A 19,390-nucleotide genomic window follows, 5' to 3' on the forward strand; every position below is an offset into this window, starting at 1 on the left:
TTCCCCTCGTCACAGTCCGCGATCGGCGGTGGCCGAACGGAACCGTCGCAGCCGCAGACTGTTGGCCACTACGAAGACCGAGGACAGCGCCATCGTGGCACCGGCGATCATCGGGTTGAGCAGCCCGGCGGCGGCCAACGGCAGGGCCGCCACGTTGTAGCCGAAGGCCCAGAACAGGTTGCCCCGGATGATCCCGAGCGTGCGTCGGGACAACCGGATGGCGTCCACAGCGGCGTCCAGGTCACCCCGGACGAGCGTGAGGTCGGACGCCTCGATCGCCACGTCGGTGCCGGTGCCCATGGCCAGCCCGAGGTCGGCCTGGGCCAGCGCCGGGGCGTCGTTGACCCCGTCGCCGACCATCGCCACCGACCGCCCCTCGGCCTGGAGCCGCTTGACCACGTCGACCTTCCCGGCCGGCAGCACCTCGGCGATCACCTCGTCGATGCCCACCTCGGCGGCGACCGCCCGGGCCACTGTGGTGTTGTCCCCGGTCAGCAGGACCGGAGTGAGCCCCAGCGCGCGCAACCGGGCCACCGCAGCCCGACTGGTCGGCCGCACCACGTCGGCGACCGCGAGCACTCCCCGGGCCTGCCCGTCCCAGCCGGCGACGATCGCCGTACGACCGGCGGCCTCCGCGTCGCGCACGGCCCACTCGACCTCCGGCGGTACGTCGATGTCGTGCTCGCGCAGCAGGCGGGCCCGACCGACCAGCACGACAGTTCCGTCGACGGTGCCGGTCACGCCCAGCCCTTCGAGGTTGCGGAAGCCGGTCACCGGGGGCAGTGCGCCGGCCTCGGCGGCACCGGCGGCGACGGCACGGGCGATCGGGTGCTCGGAGGCGGCCTCCACCGCGCCGGCGAGCCGGAGCAGCTCGGCCCGGTCCTCCCCGCTCGCGGGCACCACGTCCACCAGCGTCATCCGGCCGGTCGTGACGGTGCCCGTCTTGTCCAGCACCACGGTGTCCACCCGGCGGGTCGACTCCAGGACCTCCGGCCCCTTGATGAGCACACCGAGCTGCGCGCCCCGGCCGGTGCCGACCAGCAGCGCGGTCGGCGTGGCCAGGCCCAGCGCGCACGGGCAGGCGATGATCAGGACGGCCACGGCGGCGGTGAACGCTGCGGTCGGGCCGGCTCCGGTGCCGAGCCACCAGCCGAGGGTGCCGACGGCCAGCGTGATGACGATCGGCACGAAGACGCCGGAGATCCGGTCCGCCAGCCGCTGCACGGCCGCCTTGCCGCTCTGCGCCTGCTCGACCAGATCGGCCATCCGGGCGAGCTGGGTGTCCGCGCCGACCCGGGTCGCGGTGACCACCAGTCGGCCGCCCGCGTTGATGGTGGCGCCGACCACGCCGTCGCCGGGGCCGACCTCGACCGGCACCGACTCACCGGTGAGCATGCTGGCGTCCACGGCGGAGGTGCCCTCGTCGACCACCCCGTCGGTGGCGATCTTCTCCCCGGGACGGACCACGAACCGGTCACCGACGACGAGCCGGTCCACCGGAATCAGAGTCTCCACCCCGTCCCGCAGCACCGCCACCTCCCTGGCCCCGAGTTCGAGCAGGGCGCGCAGGGCGGCGCCGGCGGTCCGCTTGGAACGGGCCTCGAAATAGCGACCGGCCAGGATGAACACCGTCACCCCGGCGGCCGCCTCCAGGTAGATGTTGCCGGCACCGTCGGTGCGGGTGATGTCGAAGCGGAACGGGTGCGTCATCCCCGGCATCCCGGCGTCGCCGAGGAAGAGCGCCCAGAGCGACCAGCCGAACGCCGCCAGGGTGCCAAGCGACACCAGCGTGTCCATGGTCGCCGCGCCGTGCCGCAGATTGGTCCAGGCGGCCCGGTGGAACGGCAGCCCACCCCAGACCACCACCGGGGCGGCCAGGGTCAACGACAGCCACTGCCAGTAGTCGAACTGCCAGGCCGGGACCATCGCCAGCAGGACCACCGGCACGCTCAGTGCCACCGACACCCAGAGGCGGGTACGCGGGCCCTTCAGCGGGTCCACCGACTGCTCTTCCGTCGGCGCGCTGGGCAGTGCGGCCGTGTAGCCGGTCTTCTGCACGGTCTCGATCAGGTCGTCCGGCGTGACGGCGTCGGCGTACCGGACGGTCGCCTTCTCCGTGGCGTAGTTGACTGTGGCACTCACGCCGTCCATCCGGTTGAGCTTCTTCTCGATCCGGGCGGCGCAGGCTGCACACGTCATCCCGCCGATCGCCAACTCGATCCGGTTCGGCGCCTCGGGCAGTGGTCTGCTGCTGGTGGTGGTCATCGTCTGGTCCCGTCAGTTGTGCCCGTGCCCGGGGGTGCCGTGGTCGGCGCCCCCGGTCGGTGCGGGTCCGCTCGGGTCGCCCCCGGTGAGTGGGGCGTCGGCCGCTGGAGTGCCGGCCGCTGGGGTGCCGGCGACGACGGTGAACTCGGCGGTGTGCACCGCCCCGCCGTGCCGGAAGTCGAGGTAGAGCCGGTAGCTGCCAGCCGACGGCACCTCGGCGAGGAAGGTGACCGCGGGGCCGGGCCGGGTCCGCCCGTCGCCGGGAGTCCCGTCCGGGTGCACGTGCAGGTATGCCAGGTCACCCCGGCGCAGGGCCACCAGGTGCCCGTACGCGCCCAGGTAGGGCTCCAGGTCGGTGACCGGCTGCCCGCCCCGACTCACCGTCAGGGTCAGCGGTGAGGTGCGGCCAGGCTGCAGCGAGCCGGTCAGGGTGACGGTGTAGCCGTCGACGGTGGTGCTGGTCGAGGGGGCGGGCAGCGGCCGTTCGGTCAGCTCACCGGGGACGGTCACGTCCACCCCGAGGGTCAGCGCCTCGCCTCCGGTCGGGGTGAAGTCGGCGAACGCCCGCCACAGCCCGGCACCGGCCAGCGGGGTGTCGACCCGCCAGGTGCCGTCCGCTGCCAGCTCGGGGTGCACGTGACGGAAGCCGGAGAGGTCCCGCCGGGCCACGATCAGGTGCATCTGCTTGTCGTGCGCCACGTCGTACCGGGTCACCGGTTGACCGTCCGGCCCGGCGATCCGGAAGGCGAACTCGTCCGCCGGGGCGTCGACCGGTTCGAGGGTGTAGCCCCGGTCGGAGACGAGCAGGCCGCCGGGGAGCCGGTCGGTCGTCTCGTCGTGCTCGCCCGTCGCATGGGCGCCGTCGCCGTCGTGCCGGCCCTCGACCACCGGGGCGCGGTCGACGACCCGGCCGATCCCGTACGTCGTGCCGAAGACCGCCGCGAGGCCCACGGCGAACCCGGCCAGTCTCGTCACGGTGCGCATGCCCGCCCTCCGATCACGCGTCGACGAGGTCGTAGCCGGCCTCGTCGACGGCAGCCCGGACAACTGCCGGGTCGAGGGGCTGGTCGCTGCTGACGGTGACCCGGCCGGCCGCGAGGTCGACCTGGACGTCCTGCACGCCCGGGATCGCGCCGACCTCGGCGCTCACCGCGCTGACGCAGTGCCCACAGGTCATGCCCTGCACCTGGTACGTCGTGTTGACCATTGGAACGCCTCCCTGAACGGATTACCCGTACCCGGTGGGGGTATCCCACCCGAAGACGACCGTACCATACCCCCCAGGGGTACGCTATCCTGGTTCGCATGACCGCACCCACCCCGATCCGCGGGTACACCGCCAGCAAGGACCAACTGCTCACGCGGCTCCGCCGCGTCGAGGGGCAGGTCCGCGGCATCGAGAAGATGGTCGACGACGACCGCTACTGCATCGATGTGCTCACTCAGATCTCTGCCATCCAGGCCGCACTCGACAAGGTGGCGCTGGGGCTGCTCGACGGGCATGCCCGGCACTGCATGCACGAGGGGGCGGCCGAGGGCCGGGCCGACGAGATGGCCACCGAGATGATGGCGGCGGTCGGCCGGCTGATGAAGCGCGGCTGACGCCCCTCAGCCCGGCGCCGGGTCGAGACGGACGCGGCGCAGCAACTGCGCGTTGAGCGCCACCACGATGGTGGACGCGGACATCAGCACCGCTGCCACCGCCGGGCTCAACGCCACGCCGGCCCAGGCCAGCACACCCGCCGCCAGCGGCAGCGCCACCACGTTGTAGCCCGCCGCCCAGGCCAGGTTCTGTCGCATCTTCCGGTACGAGCCCCGGGACAACCGGACCACGGCAGCCACCCCGCGCGGGTCCGAGGACGCCAGCACCACCCCGGCGGACTCGATCGCCACATCGGTGCCCGCGCCGATCGCGATACCGACGTCCGCTCGGGCCAACGCCGGAGCGTCGTTCACCCCGTCACCGACCATCGCCACGATCAACCCTCGCCGCTGGAGCTCCGCCACCCGGTCGTCCTTCTCCCCCGGCAGCACCTCGGCGAAGACCTCGTCGACACCGGGCCGGAAACCGACCTCGGCCGCGACCGCCTCGGCGACCGGTCGGGCGTCACCCGTGATCATGGCGATGGTTCGGACGCCCTCGGCACGCAGCTCGTCGACGGCCCGCCGGGCCTCCGGACGCACCTCGTCGGTCAACGCGAACGCGCCGAGCACGGCGTCCGGCAGCCGCACCAGATGCAGCACCGCCGCACCCCGCGCCGACCACCGCTCGTTCGCCGTCACCAGCTCCGTCGGGAGCGACAGGCCCAGTTCCCGCAGCAGCGCCGGCCCGCCCACCGCGTACTCCGTACCGTCGATCGTCGCCTGCACACCGCGGCCCGGCAGCGAGCGGAACCCGGCGGCCGGGGCCGGGCCTGCGTGTCCGGCCGCTGCCACGATCGCCCGGGCCAACGGATGTTCACTGTCCGACTCGACACCCGCCGCGATCCGCAGCACCTCGTCCCGCCCGATGCCCGGCACCGTCACCACGTCGGTGACCGCGTGCTCGCCCCGGGTCAGCGTGCCGGTCTTGTCGAAGAGAACCGCGCCGACCGTCCGCATCCGCTCCAACGCCAACCGGTCCTTGACCAGGATTCCGGACCGCGCGGCCAACGCGGTGGAGAGCGCGACGACCAGGGGGATGGCCAGACCCAGCGCGTGCGGGCAGGCGATCACCAGGACGGTGACCGCACGCACCACCGCCTCGTCGGGCTGACCGAGCGCGGTCCAGACCAGCACGGTCAGCACGGCGGTGCCGGTGGCCACGTAGAACAGCGCCGCGGCGAAACGGTCGGCCAGCAGTTGGGTCCGCCCACCGGAAGCCTGGGCCTGCGCGACCATGCGCTGGATGCCGGCGAGTGCGGTCTGCTCACCCAGCGCCTCCACACCGACCCGGATCGCCGAGTCGGTGGCGACGGTGCCGGCCACCACCCGATCACCCGTCGACCGGGCGACCGGCCGCGACTCCCCGGTGATCATCGATTCATCCAGCTCGGCGCCGCCATCGATGATCCGCCCGTCGGCCGGCACCCGCCCGCCCGGGCGGACCAGCACCACGTCACCGACCCGCAGACCGGTCACCGGCACCGCCTCGACCCGGCCATCCGCCGCCACCCGCTCGGCCTCGTCCGGTAGCAGCGCGGCCAGCGCCACGAGCGCTCCCCGGGCCTGCCCGATGGCCTTCATCTCCTGCCAGTGCCCGAGCAGCATGATGGTGACCAGCGCGGCCAACTCCCACCAGAAGTCCAGGTCGAAGACGCCCACGCTGGTCGCCAGGGACGCGGTGTACGCCACGGTGATCGCCATCGCGACCAGCAGCATCATCCCGGGCGCCCGGTCCCGCACCTCCCGGACCGCACCGACCAGGAACGGCCAGCCGCCCCACCAGAACACCGCCGAGCCGAGCACCGGACCCACCCAGGAGCGGCCGGGAACGTCCCAGCTCAGACCCAGCTGGTCCCAGACCAGGTGGCTGGCCAGGACCACCGGGATGGTGAGCGCCAGGCAGACCCAGAAGCGACGACGGAACATCGCCGGATCGTGCCCGGCGTGCTTGTCGTGCTTGTCGTGCCCGGCGTGCTTGTCGTGCCCGGCGTGGTTGTCGTGCCCGGCGTGGTTGTCGTGCCCCGCTTGCTGCGGGGGCGTGGCCGGGGTGGCGTGCCGCTCATGGCCGGGATCGGGCGGTGATTGAGCGGGCATGTCTCCAACATGCCTGGCCGGGGACCGGCACGCGAGCGGTTCGGCGGCGACACTCCGTCACGACCTGCGTCCCCAAGCCGGGCTGGTTAGCATTCCCCACGATGACCCCCCGCATGCCGCTGCACGAACGGGCAACGGCGCCGCCACCCGGTGGCGTCGCTCCTGGCCGCCCGGGCCGGGCACTGACCATCCGTGATCGGATGGTCGTCGGTCAGCGATCCGCCGCGTCTCCCGCCGCGATTCCGCAGTGCGGATGAACCGACCGGCCCACTGACACGTACCCCGCACCGGATCGTTGGGAGTCTCGCCTTGGGTTCCGACCACACCCGCCCCGCTCCGTCCGCCCCGCCCCGGGTCCGGCGGATCCTCATCATGACGGTGGTGCCCCTCTTCGTCGCCACCGTGCTCGCAGCACTGCTGCTCTGGCCGCGCGGTGGGGCACCGGAGACCGACGGCGGGGCGGATGTGCCGCGCTTCCCCGGCACGGTGACCCGGGTGGTGACCGAACCATGCCCGCCGACACCGTCGAGCCCGGAGGGCACACCACGCGTCGGCGGCGGGCAGTGCGGCACTGTCGACGTCCGGGTGGACGATGGGCCGTCCGCCGGCCAGCAGGTGCAGACACCGGTGCCCGACGGGCCGGGCGCACCCCGGGTCGCGGTCGGCGACGAGGTCATCCTGGTCGAGCTGACCGATCCCACCGATCCCAGCACCAGCAACTGGAACATCTCCGAGCACCAGCGTGGCACCCCGATGCTGTGGTTGGCGGTGGTCTTCGCCGCGGCGATCGTCGCGTTCGGTAGGTGGCGGGGCCTGGCCGCGCTCGCCGGGTTGGCGGCCAGCTTCGCCATCCTGCTCACCTTCGTGCTGCCGGGCATCGGCGCCGGCAAGTCACCCCTGCTGGTGGCGGTGGTGGGTGCCGCCCTGATCATGTTCGTGGTGCTGTACCTGACGCACGGGGTCACCGCACAGACCTCGGTCGCGGTCCTCGGCACCCTGGGCAGCCTGGTGCTGACCGGCGTGCTCGCCACCATCGCGACGGCGGCAACCCACCTCACCGGCTTCGGCAGCGAGGACGCCACCACGCTGTCGATGTTCCAGGGCGACGTGGACCTGCACGGTCTGCTGCTCGCCGGGATCATCATCGGCTCGCTCGGGGTGCTCGACGACGTGACGGTCACCCAGGCGGCCACCGTCACCGAGTTGGCGCACGCCAACCCCGGCCTGACCCGGTTGCAGCTCTACCGGGCCGCGACCCGGGTCGGCCGCGCGCACATCGCCTCCACTGTCAACACCATCGTGCTGGCGTACGCGGGCGCGTCGCTGCCCCTGCTGCTCCTGCTCACCGCCGACGCGCGGCCGATCGGGCAGATCCTCACCAGCGAGTTCCTCGCGCAGGAGATCGTCCGCAGCGCGGTCGCGACCCTCGGCCTGATCGCCGCCGTGCCACTGACCACCGGGCTGGCCGCAGTGGTGACCGCGGCCGGGCGCACGGACGCCACACCGTCCACCGACGCTTCCGCCCCGCGACCTCAGCCGGACCGGGCGGAGGCACTGGCCGCACTCATCTCTCCGCGAGCGGGTCGCTCCGACGAGCCGGAACCGACGCGGACCCCACCCCCATCCACCGCCACCGACGGGTGGCCGGAGCCGAACAGGAGCACGGATACGGCATGGTGACACTCCTCAGCGTGACCAGATCGGGCGTCCACCCTGAGAACCACGTCACTGGTCACTCAACGCTATGGCGAAATGACGCTTTTGGTCGGCATCCAGGCGTAGCTCACACGGCCGACTCTCGGGTAACCTCGCTGCCGGTTACCGATGAAGGCGCGAAGCGGCGCCTGCGGTGCCACCGCCCAATCGCCAACCGGCGAATCGGGGACCCAGGTACGTGGGGTGAATCCGCGTCAGCGGTAGGGGCCACTTCCGCCCCGAACCCGTCAGCTAACCCGGTCGGCGGTCGACGGAAGGGAACATTGTGACGGCACCCCTACGCCGCTGGTTGACACCCGTGGTGGCCGTGATCGCCGCATTGACCGTGCTCGCCGGGCCCCTCCCGGCCCACGCCGCCCCGACGACCCCCACACCGTCCGGGCACGAGGAGGACGGCGAGCCGCAGCTGCTCACCGACGTCATCGAGCAGGCCAACCGCGACTACTCCGCCGCCAAGTCCCAACTGGACAAATCCAAGAAGCGGCAGTTGGAGCTGGCCCTGGAGGTCGACCGGGCCAAGGCCGACCTGGACGCGTTGACCCCACAGGTCGGGCTGATCGCCGCCCAGTCGTACCGGACCGGCCGGATCGGCGCGCTCGCGATGCTGCTGGAGAGCAAGGCTCCCGACGCCTTCGTCCAGCGCGCCGCGGTGCTCGACGAGATGAACATGGTCAATGAGAAGAAGCTCGCCGAGGTCAACACGGTGAAGGCCCGCGCCGAGCAGGCCAAGCTGGCCCTCGACGCGGAGGTCCGCGAGCAGCAGAAGCAGACCGCCCTGATGGCGAGGCGGAAGAGCGAGGCGGACAAGGCGCTCTCCCTCGTTGGCGGCAAGGGCTTCACCGGCGGCCTGGTGGACGCCACCTCGAAGGTGGCCAAGATCGGGCCGGGTCGCACCGCCGACGGTGACTGGAAGCCGCAGTCGTGCAGCGAGAATGACCCGACCACGTCCGGTTGCGTCACGCCCCGCACGCTGCACGCGTACAAGGAGGTCAAGGCGGCCGGCTACAACCGGTTCGTCGGCTGCTACCGATCCGGTGGGCCGTGGGAGCACCCGAAGGGCCGTGCCTGCGACTGGTCGCTGCAGAAGAGCGGCTTCGCCCCGTGGCACAACGATGACACCCGGAGGTACGGCAACAACGTCGCCGCCTTCCTCATCCGTAACGCCGACCGGCTGGGCATCTACTACGTGATCTGGAACCGGCAGATCTGGTTCCCGGCGACTGGCTGGAGTTCGTACAGCGGGCCGTCGAACCACACCGACCACGTCCACATGTCGCTGCTCTGACCCGCTGAACCCTCGCCGAGGGCCGTTCCGCGTCGCGCGGAGCGGCCCTCGTCGCGTCAGGCGGCGGCGGGCGCGGCCGGGTCGAGGGGCCCGGCCTCCTCGCCGAGCGTCGCGAAGCCGGCCGGCACGGCGGCCACCGGGCGGACCGCTCCGGCGGCGAGCCGGTACGACACACCGACCACCGCGCACCGCCCCTGCGCCACCTCGTCGGCCAGCACCGGCGACTGCCCGAGCAGCGTCTCGACGGTCTGTGCGATGTGGATGTCGACGATGCCGTCGATGTCCTGCACACCCTCGGTCTCGGCCCGGCGCAGGCTGGGCAGCACCGCGTCGACCACCGCCCGCAGGTGCCCCTGAGGTTGGGTGCCGGTCGTGGCGACCTCCCGGGCCGCCTGCACCGCACCGCACGAGTCGTGCCCGAGCACCACCACCAGCGGGGTGCCCAGCACTGTCACCGCGTACTCCACGCTGCCGAGCACCTCGGGGCCGGCGGTGTGGCCGGCCGTGCGGACCACGAACAGGTCGCCCAGCCCGCGGTCGAAGATGATCTCAGCGGCCAGGCGGGAGTCGGAGCAGCCGACGATCACCGCGAACGGGTGCTGCCCGTCGGCCACTGCGGCCCGATGCCCGGCGTCCTGGTTGGGGTGGCGGGGGGCGCCGCCGACGAAGCGCCGGTTGCCGGCGACCAACTCGGCGTACGCGCGGGCCGGCTCGCTCAGCGCCGGGGCGCGGTCGGTGGTCCGCTGCGGGCCCGGCTGTCCGCCGGGCGTTCCGGAATGACTCATCCCCGCACCTCGTCTCGACGCATCTGACCTGGTCAACCGGCTCTTGAGCCGGGCCGGCGGCGGGCGCTGGCTCGGCTTTTACGGTCACACGCACCGTAAGATGCGTCAAGGTATACGTGATATGGATTTCATACGTTGACCTCAGTTCGCCCCTGGGTAACGCACCTCGGGCAGGGCCGACGAGACTCCTCGAGGGCAGGGTCGGCATCCGGAGAGGCGGTCACACGATGACGAAGACGGCGGCGGGCGACACCGGTGGTGGGCGGAACTGGACGTTCCTCACCAACCACGGGCACGTTCTGCTGGCCATCGCCCGCGACCCCACCGCCCGGCTGCGGGATGTCGCCGCCGAGGTCGGCGTGACCGAACGTGCCGCGCAGGCGATCGTCGCCGACCTGGAGGCGGGCGGATACCTGCACCGCACCCGCGTCGGGCGGCGCAACGAGTACACCCTCAACCCGTCCGGTCGGTTCCGTCATCCCGCCGAGGCCGACCGCCAGGTCGGTGCCCTGCTCGCGCTGTTCGCCGATCCGTCCACCGCGGAGGTCGGCCCCCAGACCTGACCGTCGGTCGCCGGGCCGCTGCCCGACCGGACACAGCGGTAATCTCTGCGGGTGCGCGAATGCCCGCCGTTGAGCGCGACCACCCTGTCCCGTCGTCCCGTCACAGCGGTCCTCAGTGGAGCGCTGGCGGCTCTGCTCGGCGCCGGCCTGGTGGCACCCACCCCGGCAGCCGCGGCAGCGCCCTCCTGCGGCCCAGCCAGCGAGGAGAGCCTGACGGAGACGCCATGGGCGTTGCGCCGACTTGAGCCGTCCTCGGCGTGGCCACTGTCCCGGGGCGCCGGCGTCACGGTCGCGGTGATCGACTCCGGGGTCTCCGCGACCCATCCGCTGCTCAATGGTCAGGTGCTCGAAGGCCGCGACTTCAACGATCTGCCGGCCAACCAGGGCCAGTGCGACCTGGTCGGGCACGGCACGATGATCGCCGGCATCATCGCCGGCCGGGAGGGCACGGGCGTCCCGTTCAGCGGCATCGCCCCGGCTGCCCGCATCCTCCCCGTCCGGGTCCTGCCGGACCTCAAGGACACCAACGACCCCGACCTCCCCGGGCAGATCGCCGCGGCCATCGACTGGGCGGTCGAGCAGGGCGCCGACGTCATCAACCTGTCCCTGACCACCGTTCCCGGCCCCGAGCTGACAGCCGCCGTCGAGCGTGCCCTGGCCAAGCGGGTGGTGCTGGTCGCCGCCGCCGGCAACCGGCAGGAGGGCCAGCAGGACAGACCGGGTTACCCGGCCGCGTACCCCGGGGTGATCGCCGTCGGTGGGGTCGACGAGCAGGGCGGTCACGTGGGCAGCTCGATCAGCGGCGACTACGTCGACATCGCCGCACCGGGGTTGAACATCATCGGGCCGGCGCCGCAGGGAGCCGGCTACCGCGGCGAGCCGAACGGCGGCACCAGCTACGCCGCCGCGTACGTCTCGGGGGCGGCCGCGCTGGTCCGGGCCGCATACCCGGACCTCAGTCCACAACAGATCGCCGAACGGCTGGAACGCACGGCCGACAACCCACCGGAAGGCCACAACGCCGACATCGGCTACGGCATGGTGAATCCATACCGTGCGGTGTCGAGCCTGCTGGGCACCCGGACGAACCCGCCCGCCGGCGCCCTCCCGATGCCCCCGGCGCAGGACGACCCGCTGGGCTGGCAACGCCCCGCCGCGATCTGGGCGGCGGCGGTCGGCGGCCTGCTCACCGTGCTGCTGCTGATCGCGCGACCGATCGTCACCCGTGGTCGCCGACGGGGCTGGCGCCCGGGCCGGCGCACCGACTCAGCGGCTGCCGGCTGACCGGCGCCGCCGCACCGAGGCCAGACACAGTGCGGCTCCGGCCCAGATCAACCGGACCGGAGCCACCCCGCCGAATGCCTCAGCCCCACACCTTCGAGTTGCTCATCTCGGTGGTGAGGTAGTTTTCCCGGGCGATGCCGACGGCGCCGCCGATCTCGTTCAGGATGCGGTTGATGTCCTGGACCGCCGCGTCCCACTTGGCCTGGTGCTGCTCGTAGGCAACCCGGTCCTCGCCGTCCCAGTGGAGCTTGGTCAGCATCGACCGCAGCGTGTCGAGCTTCTCCTCGAGGGTCTTCGAGATGGCCTGCATCTGCTGGTTGCTGCTCTCGAGGACCGCATAGTCAACTTTGATCGTCACGATTTCCTCCTCTGCTGGCTGCGGATCACGGGTTGAGAGCAGAGTGGAACTTGTCCAGCATCTGCTGCTGCTCTTCGTCGTTGACCTGGTGCGTCGTACCCGACTTGTCGAGCAGATCGGCGATGTTGTCCATCGCCGTCAGCAGCTTGCTCGTGTCTTCGCTCCAGCGCGTCATCAGCGACTGGAAGCCCGTGGACGCCTGGCCCTTCCATGCCATCGCCAGGTCGTCGACCACGTTCCAGAGCTTCTTCAGCTCGCCGTCAACCTCGCTGCGCGTGGACCGCACGTCACTCGCGGCGGTATGCAGAGTCGCTGCTTCGACCTCGAACGCCATGCCTCACACCCTTCCGTCATGTTGTGGTGGCGGATTCGCCGCACCCCTCCCCCGCGGCAAGGCAGCAACACCCCACCGACGGACACTCCAGTGAAGACCGTAGCGGAAGCGGTCCAGCCCTCGCAGCCCTGACCGGCGACGTCCGATGGATGGTGGTGAATCGGACCTGAGCGGCCGATCACCTCGCACCGGACGGCGGACACCGGTCAGGACGGCTCCGCCCAGGCGGTCTGGATCAGTTGCTGACCATCACGCCGTCGGACGAGGGTGCCGCGACCAGGCGGCTGCGGGCTCGGCCGCAACGTTCCGAAGACCGCGCCCTCCTCCCGGTTGCCGGACATCAGCAGGCCCGGTGAGTCCAGTTCGCGCAACCGTTGCAGCACCGGCTCGTAGAGCGCCCGGGACACCCCGCCGACCCGACGTGTGATGACCAGGTGCAGACCGATGTCGCGTGCCTGCGGCAGCAGCTCCTGCAGGGCACTGAGCGGATTGCTGCCACCGGAGGCGACCAGGTCGTAGTCGTCCACCAGGATGTACAGGTCGGGGCCCTTCCACCAACTGCGGTCGCGCAGCTGGGCGGTGGTCACGTCCGGGCCGGGCAGCCGGTTGGACAACGCGCTGCGGATCGAGCCGAGGCCCTGCGCGAACGCCTGGTTCGACGGGGCGTAGTCCAGCAGATGATCACCCTCGACCGCACCCAGCAGACCACGCCGGTAGTCGGCGATCACCAGGCGGGCCTGCGCCGGCGTGTACCGCTCGGTGATGCCCCGGGCGATCAACCGCAGCAGGTTGGTCTTGCCGCACTCCGCGTCGCCGAAGACCGTCAGGTGCGGCTCGTTGACCAGGTCCAGGTAGACCGGCGCGAGTGCCGACTCGTTGACACCGATCGGCAGGCCGGGTGCCGACCGGTCGATGAGCCGGGCCAGCTCGGCCACCGGAAGCCTGCGCGGCAGCAGCCGCACCTTCGGCGCCGGACGCCCCGGCCAGTTGGCCGCCACGTGCCCCGCCAGGGACAGCGACGCCTCACTCAGGTCGTCGATGTCCCGACGACCGTCGATGCGCGAGATGGCAGTGAGGAAGTGCAGCTTGTCGCGCGTCAGACCGCGACCGGGCGACTTCTCCGGCACGTTCGTCGCCGCCCGACGATCGATCTCGGACTCCGACGCGTCACCGAGGCGCAGCTCCAACTTGGTGCCGAGCAGATCCCGCATGTTGATCCGGATCTCAGCCCAACGCACCGCCGTGAGCACCACGTGCACGCCGAAACCGAGCCCCCGGTTGGCCAGCGTGGTGATCGTCTGCTCCAGCTCCTCGTACTCCTGGCGCAGCGTGTTCCAGCCGTCCACCACCAGGAACACGTCGCCGAACGGGTCGTCCGCGAACTCACCGGCGGCCCGGCGACGACGGTAGCTGGCCACCGAGTCGATGCCGTGCTGGGCGAAACGCGTCTCCCGGTCGTCCAGGACGGCGACCACCTCGGCCACCGTCCGGCGGACCGCCTCGACGTCCCGACGACCGGCCACCCCCGCCATGTGCGGCAACCGGTCGAGACTGCGCAGCGCGCCCCCACCGAAGTCCAGGCAGAAGAACTGCACCTCACGCGGCGTGTGGGTGAGTGCCAACGAGGCGAGCAGCGTACGCAGCATGGTGCTCTTGCCACTCAGCGAGCGGCCGACGATGACCACGTTGCCGCCGGCGCCGGCCAGCTCGACCATCATCGGGTCACGGCGCTGCTCGTACGGGCGGTCCACCACCCCGACCGGTACGGTCAGCCGCCCCCGGCCGGGCCAGGACGCCGTGCACAGCCCGTAGGTCGGGTCGACAGCCAGCGCGCCGAGCAGCTCGCCGAGGCCCGGCGGATCGGCCAGCGGCGGCAGCCACACCTGGTGGGCGGGACGCCCTCGGCCCTTGAGCTGGTCGATCAGCACGTCGAGCATCGCCACGGCCTTGCCGTCGGCCGGTTGCTCCGGCTCGGGCGTGGTGGCCACCGGCACCTGCGGGACCTGGGCCGGAACGAAGTCGAGGCCGTACGGCACGATCCGTCGCTGCACCAACGCCTGCGATGCGGAGGCCTGCTGCCCCGGTGCCCGGTACGCCCCCGACACGTATGCGGCCCGGAACCGCAGCATCGTGCTGGTGTCGGTCTTCAGGTAACCGTGACCGGGCGCGTTCGGCAGCTCGTACGCGTCCGGGACACCGAGCACGATCCGGCTCTCCACAGCGGAGAAGGTACGCAGACCGATCCGGTACGACAGGTGCGTGTCCAGACCGCGGAGCTTGCCCTCTTCGAGTCGCTGGCTGGCCAGCAGCAGATGCACGCCGAGCGACCGGCCCAGTCGGCCGATCATCACGAACAGGTCGATGAAGTCGGGCTTGGCGGCGAGCAGCTCGCTGAACTCGTCACAGATGATCAACAGGCTGGGCATCGGGGCGAGCGGCTCGCCGGCCGCACGGGCCTTCTCGTACTCGAAGCGGGAGACGTAGTTGCCGGCCGCCCGCAGCAGCTCCTGCCGGCGCACCATCTCCCCGGCGAGCGCGTCGCGCATCCGGTCGACCAGCGGCAGCTCGTCGGCCAGGTTGGTGATGACCGCGCTGGTGTGCGGCAGCGCCTCCAACGAGGCGAACGTCGCGCCGCCCTTGAAGTCCACCAGGACGAAGTTCAGCTCCTCCGACGAGTGGGTCACCGCCAACGCGGCCACCACCGTCCGGAGCAGCTCGCTCTTGCCCGACCCGGTCGCACCGATCACCAGACCGTGCGGGCCCATGCCCTCGTGCGCCGACTCCTTGAAGTCCAGCTCGACCACGTTGCCGTCCGGGCCGACACCGAGCGGGATGCGCAGCCGGTCCCGGTGGCCCCGCGGTCGCCAGGTGTTCTGGACGTCGACCGTCGCGGCGTCACCCACACCGAGCAGGTCCGGCAGCTCCATGCTGCGGGCCAGCGGCTCGTCGCTGCTGGTCTGCTGCTGGGAGAGCCGGTACGGGGCGATCTGCCGGGCCAGCCCCTCGGCGGCCTCGGCGCTGAGCTGGTCAGGTCGACCCAGCGGCGACGACGAGCTGCCCCGGACCAGGTCGAGCGAGCTTCCGTCAGCCACGTCGAGGCAGAGCAGCCAGCGGCCCGCGTCGCGCGGCACCGTCCCGGAAAGGTCGATCACGGTGGTGCCGAGCAACCCTGGCCCCACCAGTTGGCAGGTCGGTGAGACCTCCCCACCGTCGATGACCACGACCAGGTGCGCGGCGGTGGTCAGCGGCTTGGCCTCGGGGGCGAACCGGGGTCGCCCCGCCAGCTCACCGGCGAGCGCGGCCTCGGCCTCGGCCAGGCTGGCGAAGACCAACCGGCGCGCGCCGGCGGCGTCCGTACGGGCGCTGTGGTGGGCGTGTGGCAGCCACTTGACCCAGCCCCAGGACGACTGTCGGTCCGGAGCGGCGACCACCGCGACCACCAGGTCGTCCGGTGCGTGGAAGGTGGCCAGCTGCCCGAGCGCCGCCCGGGTCAGGTTGAGCACGGGCTCGCGGTCGCCACGCAGCGCCACCCGGCTGAACGCGCGCACCGACAGGGCGGTCGGCAGCTCGGGCACTGTGGAGTGCGCGCGCACGAACCGGCGGAGCGCGATGGCGCTCATCGGCTCCAGGTCCTCCACCGGCTTCGTCTCCGGCGGGACGATCTCCACGGCCAGCCGCTGCGGGCCGAGGGCGATGCGGGTCTCGCCGAAGTCGTCCTCGGTGATCCGCCGCTCCCAGAGGCGGCGGGACGCCGCGATCGACCAGAGCGCGTCGGGCTCCGGGTGCCGCCAGGCCATCGCGGCCCGCTGCTGCTCAGCGGCCCGCCGGGTGCGCTTGCGCATCTGGGCCAGGTAACGCATGTAGTCGCGGCGGTCGGCGTTCAACTCGGCCTTGTCCTTGCCACCGCTGTTGGCGAGTGAACCGATCGCCATGCCGAGCATCGAGACGCCGAAGAGACCACCGGCGACGTACGTCATCATGCCGCCGCCCTTGCCGGCGTAGAGGAAGGCCATCGCACCGACCCCGCAGAACATCGGCAGGATCATGAGCAGCTGCCCCATGCCGCGGGGCGTCGGCTCCGGCAGCTCGGGAGGCGACTCCAGCAGCACCTCGCCGCGCGGTAGGGCGGGCCCCGGCTGACGCGGGAGCCTGCGGAACACGACAGTGCTCACGGCTGTCTCCTCCCCAGAAGCGGCCCTGATGACGTGCCGCCGCGGACCGGAGCCCGCGGGTGGGCATCGTACGTGCCCGCCATCGTAGGTAATCTGCCGTGGGCGCGGTGGACCCGGACGCAGCATCGCGGCCAGCCGATCACAGACGCACACCTGGAGGCCACTGTGGCGACGAACACGGCGACCGGTGGTCTGAGCCGGATCACCATCGTGGCTCCGCGTACCCGGATGGACCTGGCGCTGCCGTCAGACGTCCCGATGGCGGACCTGCTTCCCACCCTGCTGCGCTACGCGGGTGAGGACATGGCCGACGAGGGCGCGCGGCACGGTGGCTGGGCGCTGTCCAGACTGGGTGGTGCGCCGCTGGACGGTGGGCGTACGGCTGCGCAGCTCAGCGTCCGTGACGGTGAGGTGCTCTACTTCAATCCGCGGTCCGCGGCCGCTCCGGAGATCGTCTTCGACGACGTGGTGGATGCGGTCGCCACCGCGACCAACCAGCGCCCCGGTGCCTGGCAGGTCGGTGCGACCCGATCCTTCGCGGTGGTCTTCGCGGCGGCGGCGCTCGGCGCCGGTGCGTTGGCCGCGCTCTTCGCCGGCCCGCCGCACCTGCCCGGCGCGGTGGCCGCCCTGCTGGTCGCGGTGGCGTTGCTGGTGGGTGCGGCGGTGCTGTCCAGGGCCGTCGGCGACAGTCAGACCGGCGCGGTACTGGCCATCGTCGGCCTGGTGCACGCCGCCGCCGGCGGTCTGCTGCTGCTCGCCGGTGATCGGCCGCTGACCGAGCTGGCCAGCCCGCACGTGCTGCTGGCGTCGACCGCCGCGGTGGTCGCCGGGGCGGTGGCCGTGATGGCGGTCGGTGACCGGTACCCCCTCTTCTTCGCCGCGATCGGGGTGGGGGCCGCGACCGGCCTGGGCGCACTGCTCTGCCTGGTCTTCGGCCTGGACGCGCCGGCGGCCGCGGCGGTGGTGGCCGCTGTGGCGTTCGGCGTCGTGCCGGCGCTGCCGATGATGGCCTACCGGCTGGCGAGACTGCCGGTGCCGTCGATCCCGACCGGCCCGGAGGACCTGAAGACCGACACCGAGTCGGTGGACGGCCGGCAGGTGCTCCAGCGCAGCGAACGCGCCGACCAGTTCATGACCGGTCTGCTGTGGACGGTGTCGCTGCTGGTGCTGGGCGCTCAGTTCGTGCTCGCCCTAGACGGGCGCCTGCCGGCGGTGCTGCTGTGCCTGGTGCTGGCCCTGCTGTCGCTGCTGCGGGCCCGACCGCTCCTGGGCCGCGCGCAGCGCACCCCGGTGCTGCTGGCGGGCACCGTCGGGCTGGGTCTGGCCGCTGCGGCCACCTTCGCCGACGGATCGCTGTCGGTCCGGCTCGGTCTGATCCTCGGCGGGCTGGTGCTGGCCGCCGTGGTCAGCCTGATCTACGGTCTGAGCGTCGCCGGCAAGCGCATCTCGCCGGTCTGGGGCCGCCTCCTCGACATCGCCGAGATCCTGCTGATCATCGCGCTGGTCCCGCTCGCCTTCTGGGTGTGCGGCCTCTACGGCTGGATCGTCAACCTCCGGCCCTGACCGCCCGCGCCGGTCCCTACGCTTGCGGGCGGGTGGAGACGCCCAGCGCGGATGCGACCGGCGCGGTGGCGTAGACGCCCGGACCATGCTGACCGTCCAGGGGTCGGGCGGACATGCCCGTCCGATGGGCGACGTCACGTACCACCTTGACCAGCGCCTCGACGTGGTTGTCCATTGCGGCGACCCGCAGCAGCGGCGCCGCCACCCGGCCGTCCACCGACACGGTCGCGGCAACCGTGTGCGACGGTGCCGAGGTCGCGGTGATCGCGTCGACGAGCGGACCGAGTGGCGCGTCCGAACGACCCCGCAGGGTCATGCACCGGTGGGTCCAACCGCCGCCGCGCAGCCCTCGCCAGGTCTCCGTCGGCGCCTCCGGGCCCAGATCCAGACCGGCGGCCGAGACGACGGCCGCGCGCAGCTCCTCGCGACCCAGCGGCCGATGCGCCAGACCCGCGCTGGTCAACGCCTTGCCGAGCCGACCGATCCCGGCGGCCACGGTCCGGTGTACGCCGGGCAGACCGCCACCCCTGCTCACCGCCTCGACCCGCGCGTCGCTGACGGTGAGCCGCAGCGCCACCCAGACGGTCCGGTGAGCCGCTGGCGGCGCACCGGGCGCCGGGTACCAGACCAGGGTGTGTGCGACGACCTGGGCCCGGGAGACCGGGGCGCTGAAGTCCGTGAGCACGCCCAAAGCCTGATCCACTGTGGAGGCGTGCGCCGAGCCGACCGTCGTACCGCTGGCGGACTGCAACGCGACAGCGGCGAACCACCCCTGAGCGTCCTGCCCGATGCCGAGCCGGGTGCCCCGGTCGGTCAACTCGATGAAACTCAACTCGGGGGCGAGCGCGACCAACCGCGGGTCGGTGGCCGTGCCGCCGGCCAGCGCCGCCGACGCGCGCTCACCGCGACGTCGCATCCGCCGGCGCAGGAGCAGATCCTCGAACCACCAGCGGCCACCCCTGCGGGCGAAGGCCGCCAGGACGACCAGCACCGCCGCGCCGCCCGCCACGGGAAGCACCCAACCGGGCCCGGCCGACGCGGCCCAGACGCCGACCACGCACAACTCCAACAACACGAGCTGCCCGACCAGCACCGGGCCGACCCGTCCACGGCCGGGCCGGTCGGTCGGCGGCGTCGACCGCGCCGCAACGGTGGACGGGTCCGTGGCCGCTCGGGCGGGTCGTGCCTGAACCTGCGTCATCGCTGACTGTCCCTCCTGCACGTACGACTCTGCGCCGGGTCGGTCCGGTGCCGGCCACGAACGGTGGTCCCAAGGAACCCCGGTCGGCCCCTTATCGTAGGGAAGCCCGCGACGGCACCCCGACCT

Annotated in this window: 15 protein-coding genes and 1 riboswitch; of the genes, 6 read left to right on the plus strand and 9 right to left on the minus strand. The window is 72.2% G+C overall.

Going from position 1 to position 19,390, the window contains the following annotated elements; genetic code table 11:
- Positions 1-9 precede the first annotated feature (9 nt).
- Genes KBX46_RS11380 through KBX46_RS11390 form a run of 3 tightly spaced genes read right to left on the minus strand, consistent with a single transcriptional unit; the run spans position 10 to position 3,472 of the window.
- Positions 10-2,265 carry a cation-translocating P-type ATPase gene (locus KBX46_RS11380; protein ID WP_099850122.1) on the minus strand — a complete coding sequence of 752 codons (2,256 nt, stop codon included), beginning with the start codon at positions 2,263-2,265 and terminating at the stop codon, positions 10-12.
- 12 nt (positions 2,266-2,277) lie between these two features.
- Positions 2,278-3,249: a hypothetical protein gene (locus tag KBX46_RS11385; protein ID WP_210792476.1), complete on the minus strand. Its 972-nt coding sequence runs from the start codon at positions 3,247-3,249 to the stop codon at positions 2,278-2,280.
- 13 nt (positions 3,250-3,262) lie between these two features.
- Positions 3,263-3,472 carry a heavy-metal-associated domain-containing protein gene (locus tag KBX46_RS11390; protein ID WP_088951269.1) on the minus strand — a complete coding sequence of 70 codons (210 nt, stop codon included), beginning with the start codon at positions 3,470-3,472 and terminating at the stop codon, positions 3,263-3,265.
- Positions 3,473-3,570: 98 nt separating this feature from the next.
- Here KBX46_RS11390 and KBX46_RS11395 point away from each other — a divergent pair, with 98 nt between their 5' ends.
- Positions 3,571-3,867, plus strand: a complete 297-nt coding sequence (locus tag KBX46_RS11395) for a metal-sensitive transcriptional regulator (protein WP_088951268.1) — start codon at positions 3,571-3,573, stop codon at positions 3,865-3,867.
- A gap of 6 nt (positions 3,868-3,873) precedes the next feature.
- Here KBX46_RS11395 and KBX46_RS11400 read toward each other — a convergent pair whose 3' ends face one another.
- Positions 3,874-6,003, minus strand: coding sequence for a copper-translocating P-type ATPase (locus KBX46_RS11400; RefSeq protein ID WP_210792477.1), 2,130 nt, complete (start codon positions 6,001-6,003; stop codon positions 3,874-3,876).
- A 309-nt stretch (positions 6,004-6,312) separates the two neighbouring features.
- Here KBX46_RS11400 and KBX46_RS11405 point away from each other — a divergent pair, with 309 nt between their 5' ends.
- Positions 6,313-7,683 carry a YibE/F family protein gene (locus tag KBX46_RS11405; protein ID WP_210792478.1) on the plus strand — a complete coding sequence of 457 codons (1,371 nt, stop codon included), beginning with the start codon at positions 6,313-6,315 and terminating at the stop codon, positions 7,681-7,683.
- A 166-nt stretch (positions 7,684-7,849) separates the two neighbouring features.
- Positions 7,850-7,980: riboswitch (cyclic di-AMP (ydaO/yuaA leader) on the plus strand.
- Between the two features lie 4 nt (positions 7,981-7,984).
- Positions 7,985-9,004, plus strand: a complete 1,020-nt coding sequence (locus KBX46_RS11410) for a hypothetical protein (RefSeq protein WP_210792479.1) — start codon at positions 7,985-7,987, stop codon at positions 9,002-9,004.
- A 56-nt stretch (positions 9,005-9,060) separates the two neighbouring features.
- Here the strand turns inward: KBX46_RS11410 and KBX46_RS11415 are convergent, their stop codons facing one another.
- A complete protein-coding gene (locus KBX46_RS11415) occupies positions 9,061-9,789 on the minus strand; it encodes a carbonic anhydrase (protein ID WP_099850111.1) in 729 nt (242 codons plus the stop codon).
- A gap of 227 nt (positions 9,790-10,016) precedes the next feature.
- Here KBX46_RS11415 and KBX46_RS11420 point away from each other — a divergent pair, with 227 nt between their 5' ends.
- Together KBX46_RS11420 and mycP are read left to right on the plus strand one after the other, a co-directional pair.
- Positions 10,017-10,352, plus strand: coding sequence for a MarR family winged helix-turn-helix transcriptional regulator (locus KBX46_RS11420; protein WP_210792480.1), 336 nt, complete (start codon positions 10,017-10,019; stop codon positions 10,350-10,352).
- A gap of 51 nt (positions 10,353-10,403) precedes the next feature.
- Positions 10,404-11,636, plus strand: coding sequence for a type VII secretion-associated serine protease mycosin (gene mycP, locus KBX46_RS11425; RefSeq protein WP_307871400.1), 1,233 nt, complete (start codon positions 10,404-10,406; stop codon positions 11,634-11,636).
- A 79-nt stretch (positions 11,637-11,715) separates the two neighbouring features.
- Here mycP and KBX46_RS11430 read toward each other — a convergent pair whose 3' ends face one another.
- From KBX46_RS11430 to eccCa, 3 genes are all read right to left on the minus strand, one after another.
- On the minus strand, positions 11,716-11,994 hold the full coding sequence (locus tag KBX46_RS11430; protein WP_088951261.1) for a WXG100 family type VII secretion target: 279 nt from the start codon (positions 11,992-11,994) through the stop codon (positions 11,716-11,718).
- Between the two features lie 25 nt (positions 11,995-12,019).
- A complete protein-coding gene (locus tag KBX46_RS11435; RefSeq protein WP_088951260.1) occupies positions 12,020-12,328 on the minus strand; it encodes a WXG100 family type VII secretion target in 309 nt (102 codons plus the stop codon).
- Positions 12,329-12,534: 206 nt separating this feature from the next.
- Positions 12,535-16,500: a type VII secretion protein EccCa gene (gene eccCa, locus KBX46_RS11440; protein ID WP_210792481.1), complete on the minus strand. Its 3,966-nt coding sequence runs from the start codon at positions 16,498-16,500 to the stop codon at positions 12,535-12,537.
- 165 nt (positions 16,501-16,665) lie between these two features.
- Between eccCa and eccD the strand changes: the two genes are divergently transcribed.
- Entirely contained in the window at positions 16,666-18,063 is a 1,398-nt protein-coding gene (eccD, locus tag KBX46_RS11445; RefSeq protein ID WP_210792482.1) for a type VII secretion integral membrane protein EccD, read from the plus strand.
- A 16-nt stretch (positions 18,064-18,079) separates the two neighbouring features.
- Here eccD and KBX46_RS11450 read toward each other — a convergent pair whose 3' ends face one another.
- A complete protein-coding gene (locus KBX46_RS11450; protein ID WP_210792483.1) occupies positions 18,080-19,264 on the minus strand; it encodes a type VII secretion protein EccE in 1,185 nt (394 codons plus the stop codon).
- Positions 19,265-19,390 lie beyond the last annotated feature (126 nt).

It is taken from the genome of Micromonospora sp. C81 (genome assembly GCF_018070425.1).
Classification (GTDB): domain Bacteria; phylum Actinomycetota; class Actinomycetes; order Mycobacteriales; family Micromonosporaceae; genus Micromonospora; species Micromonospora zamorensis.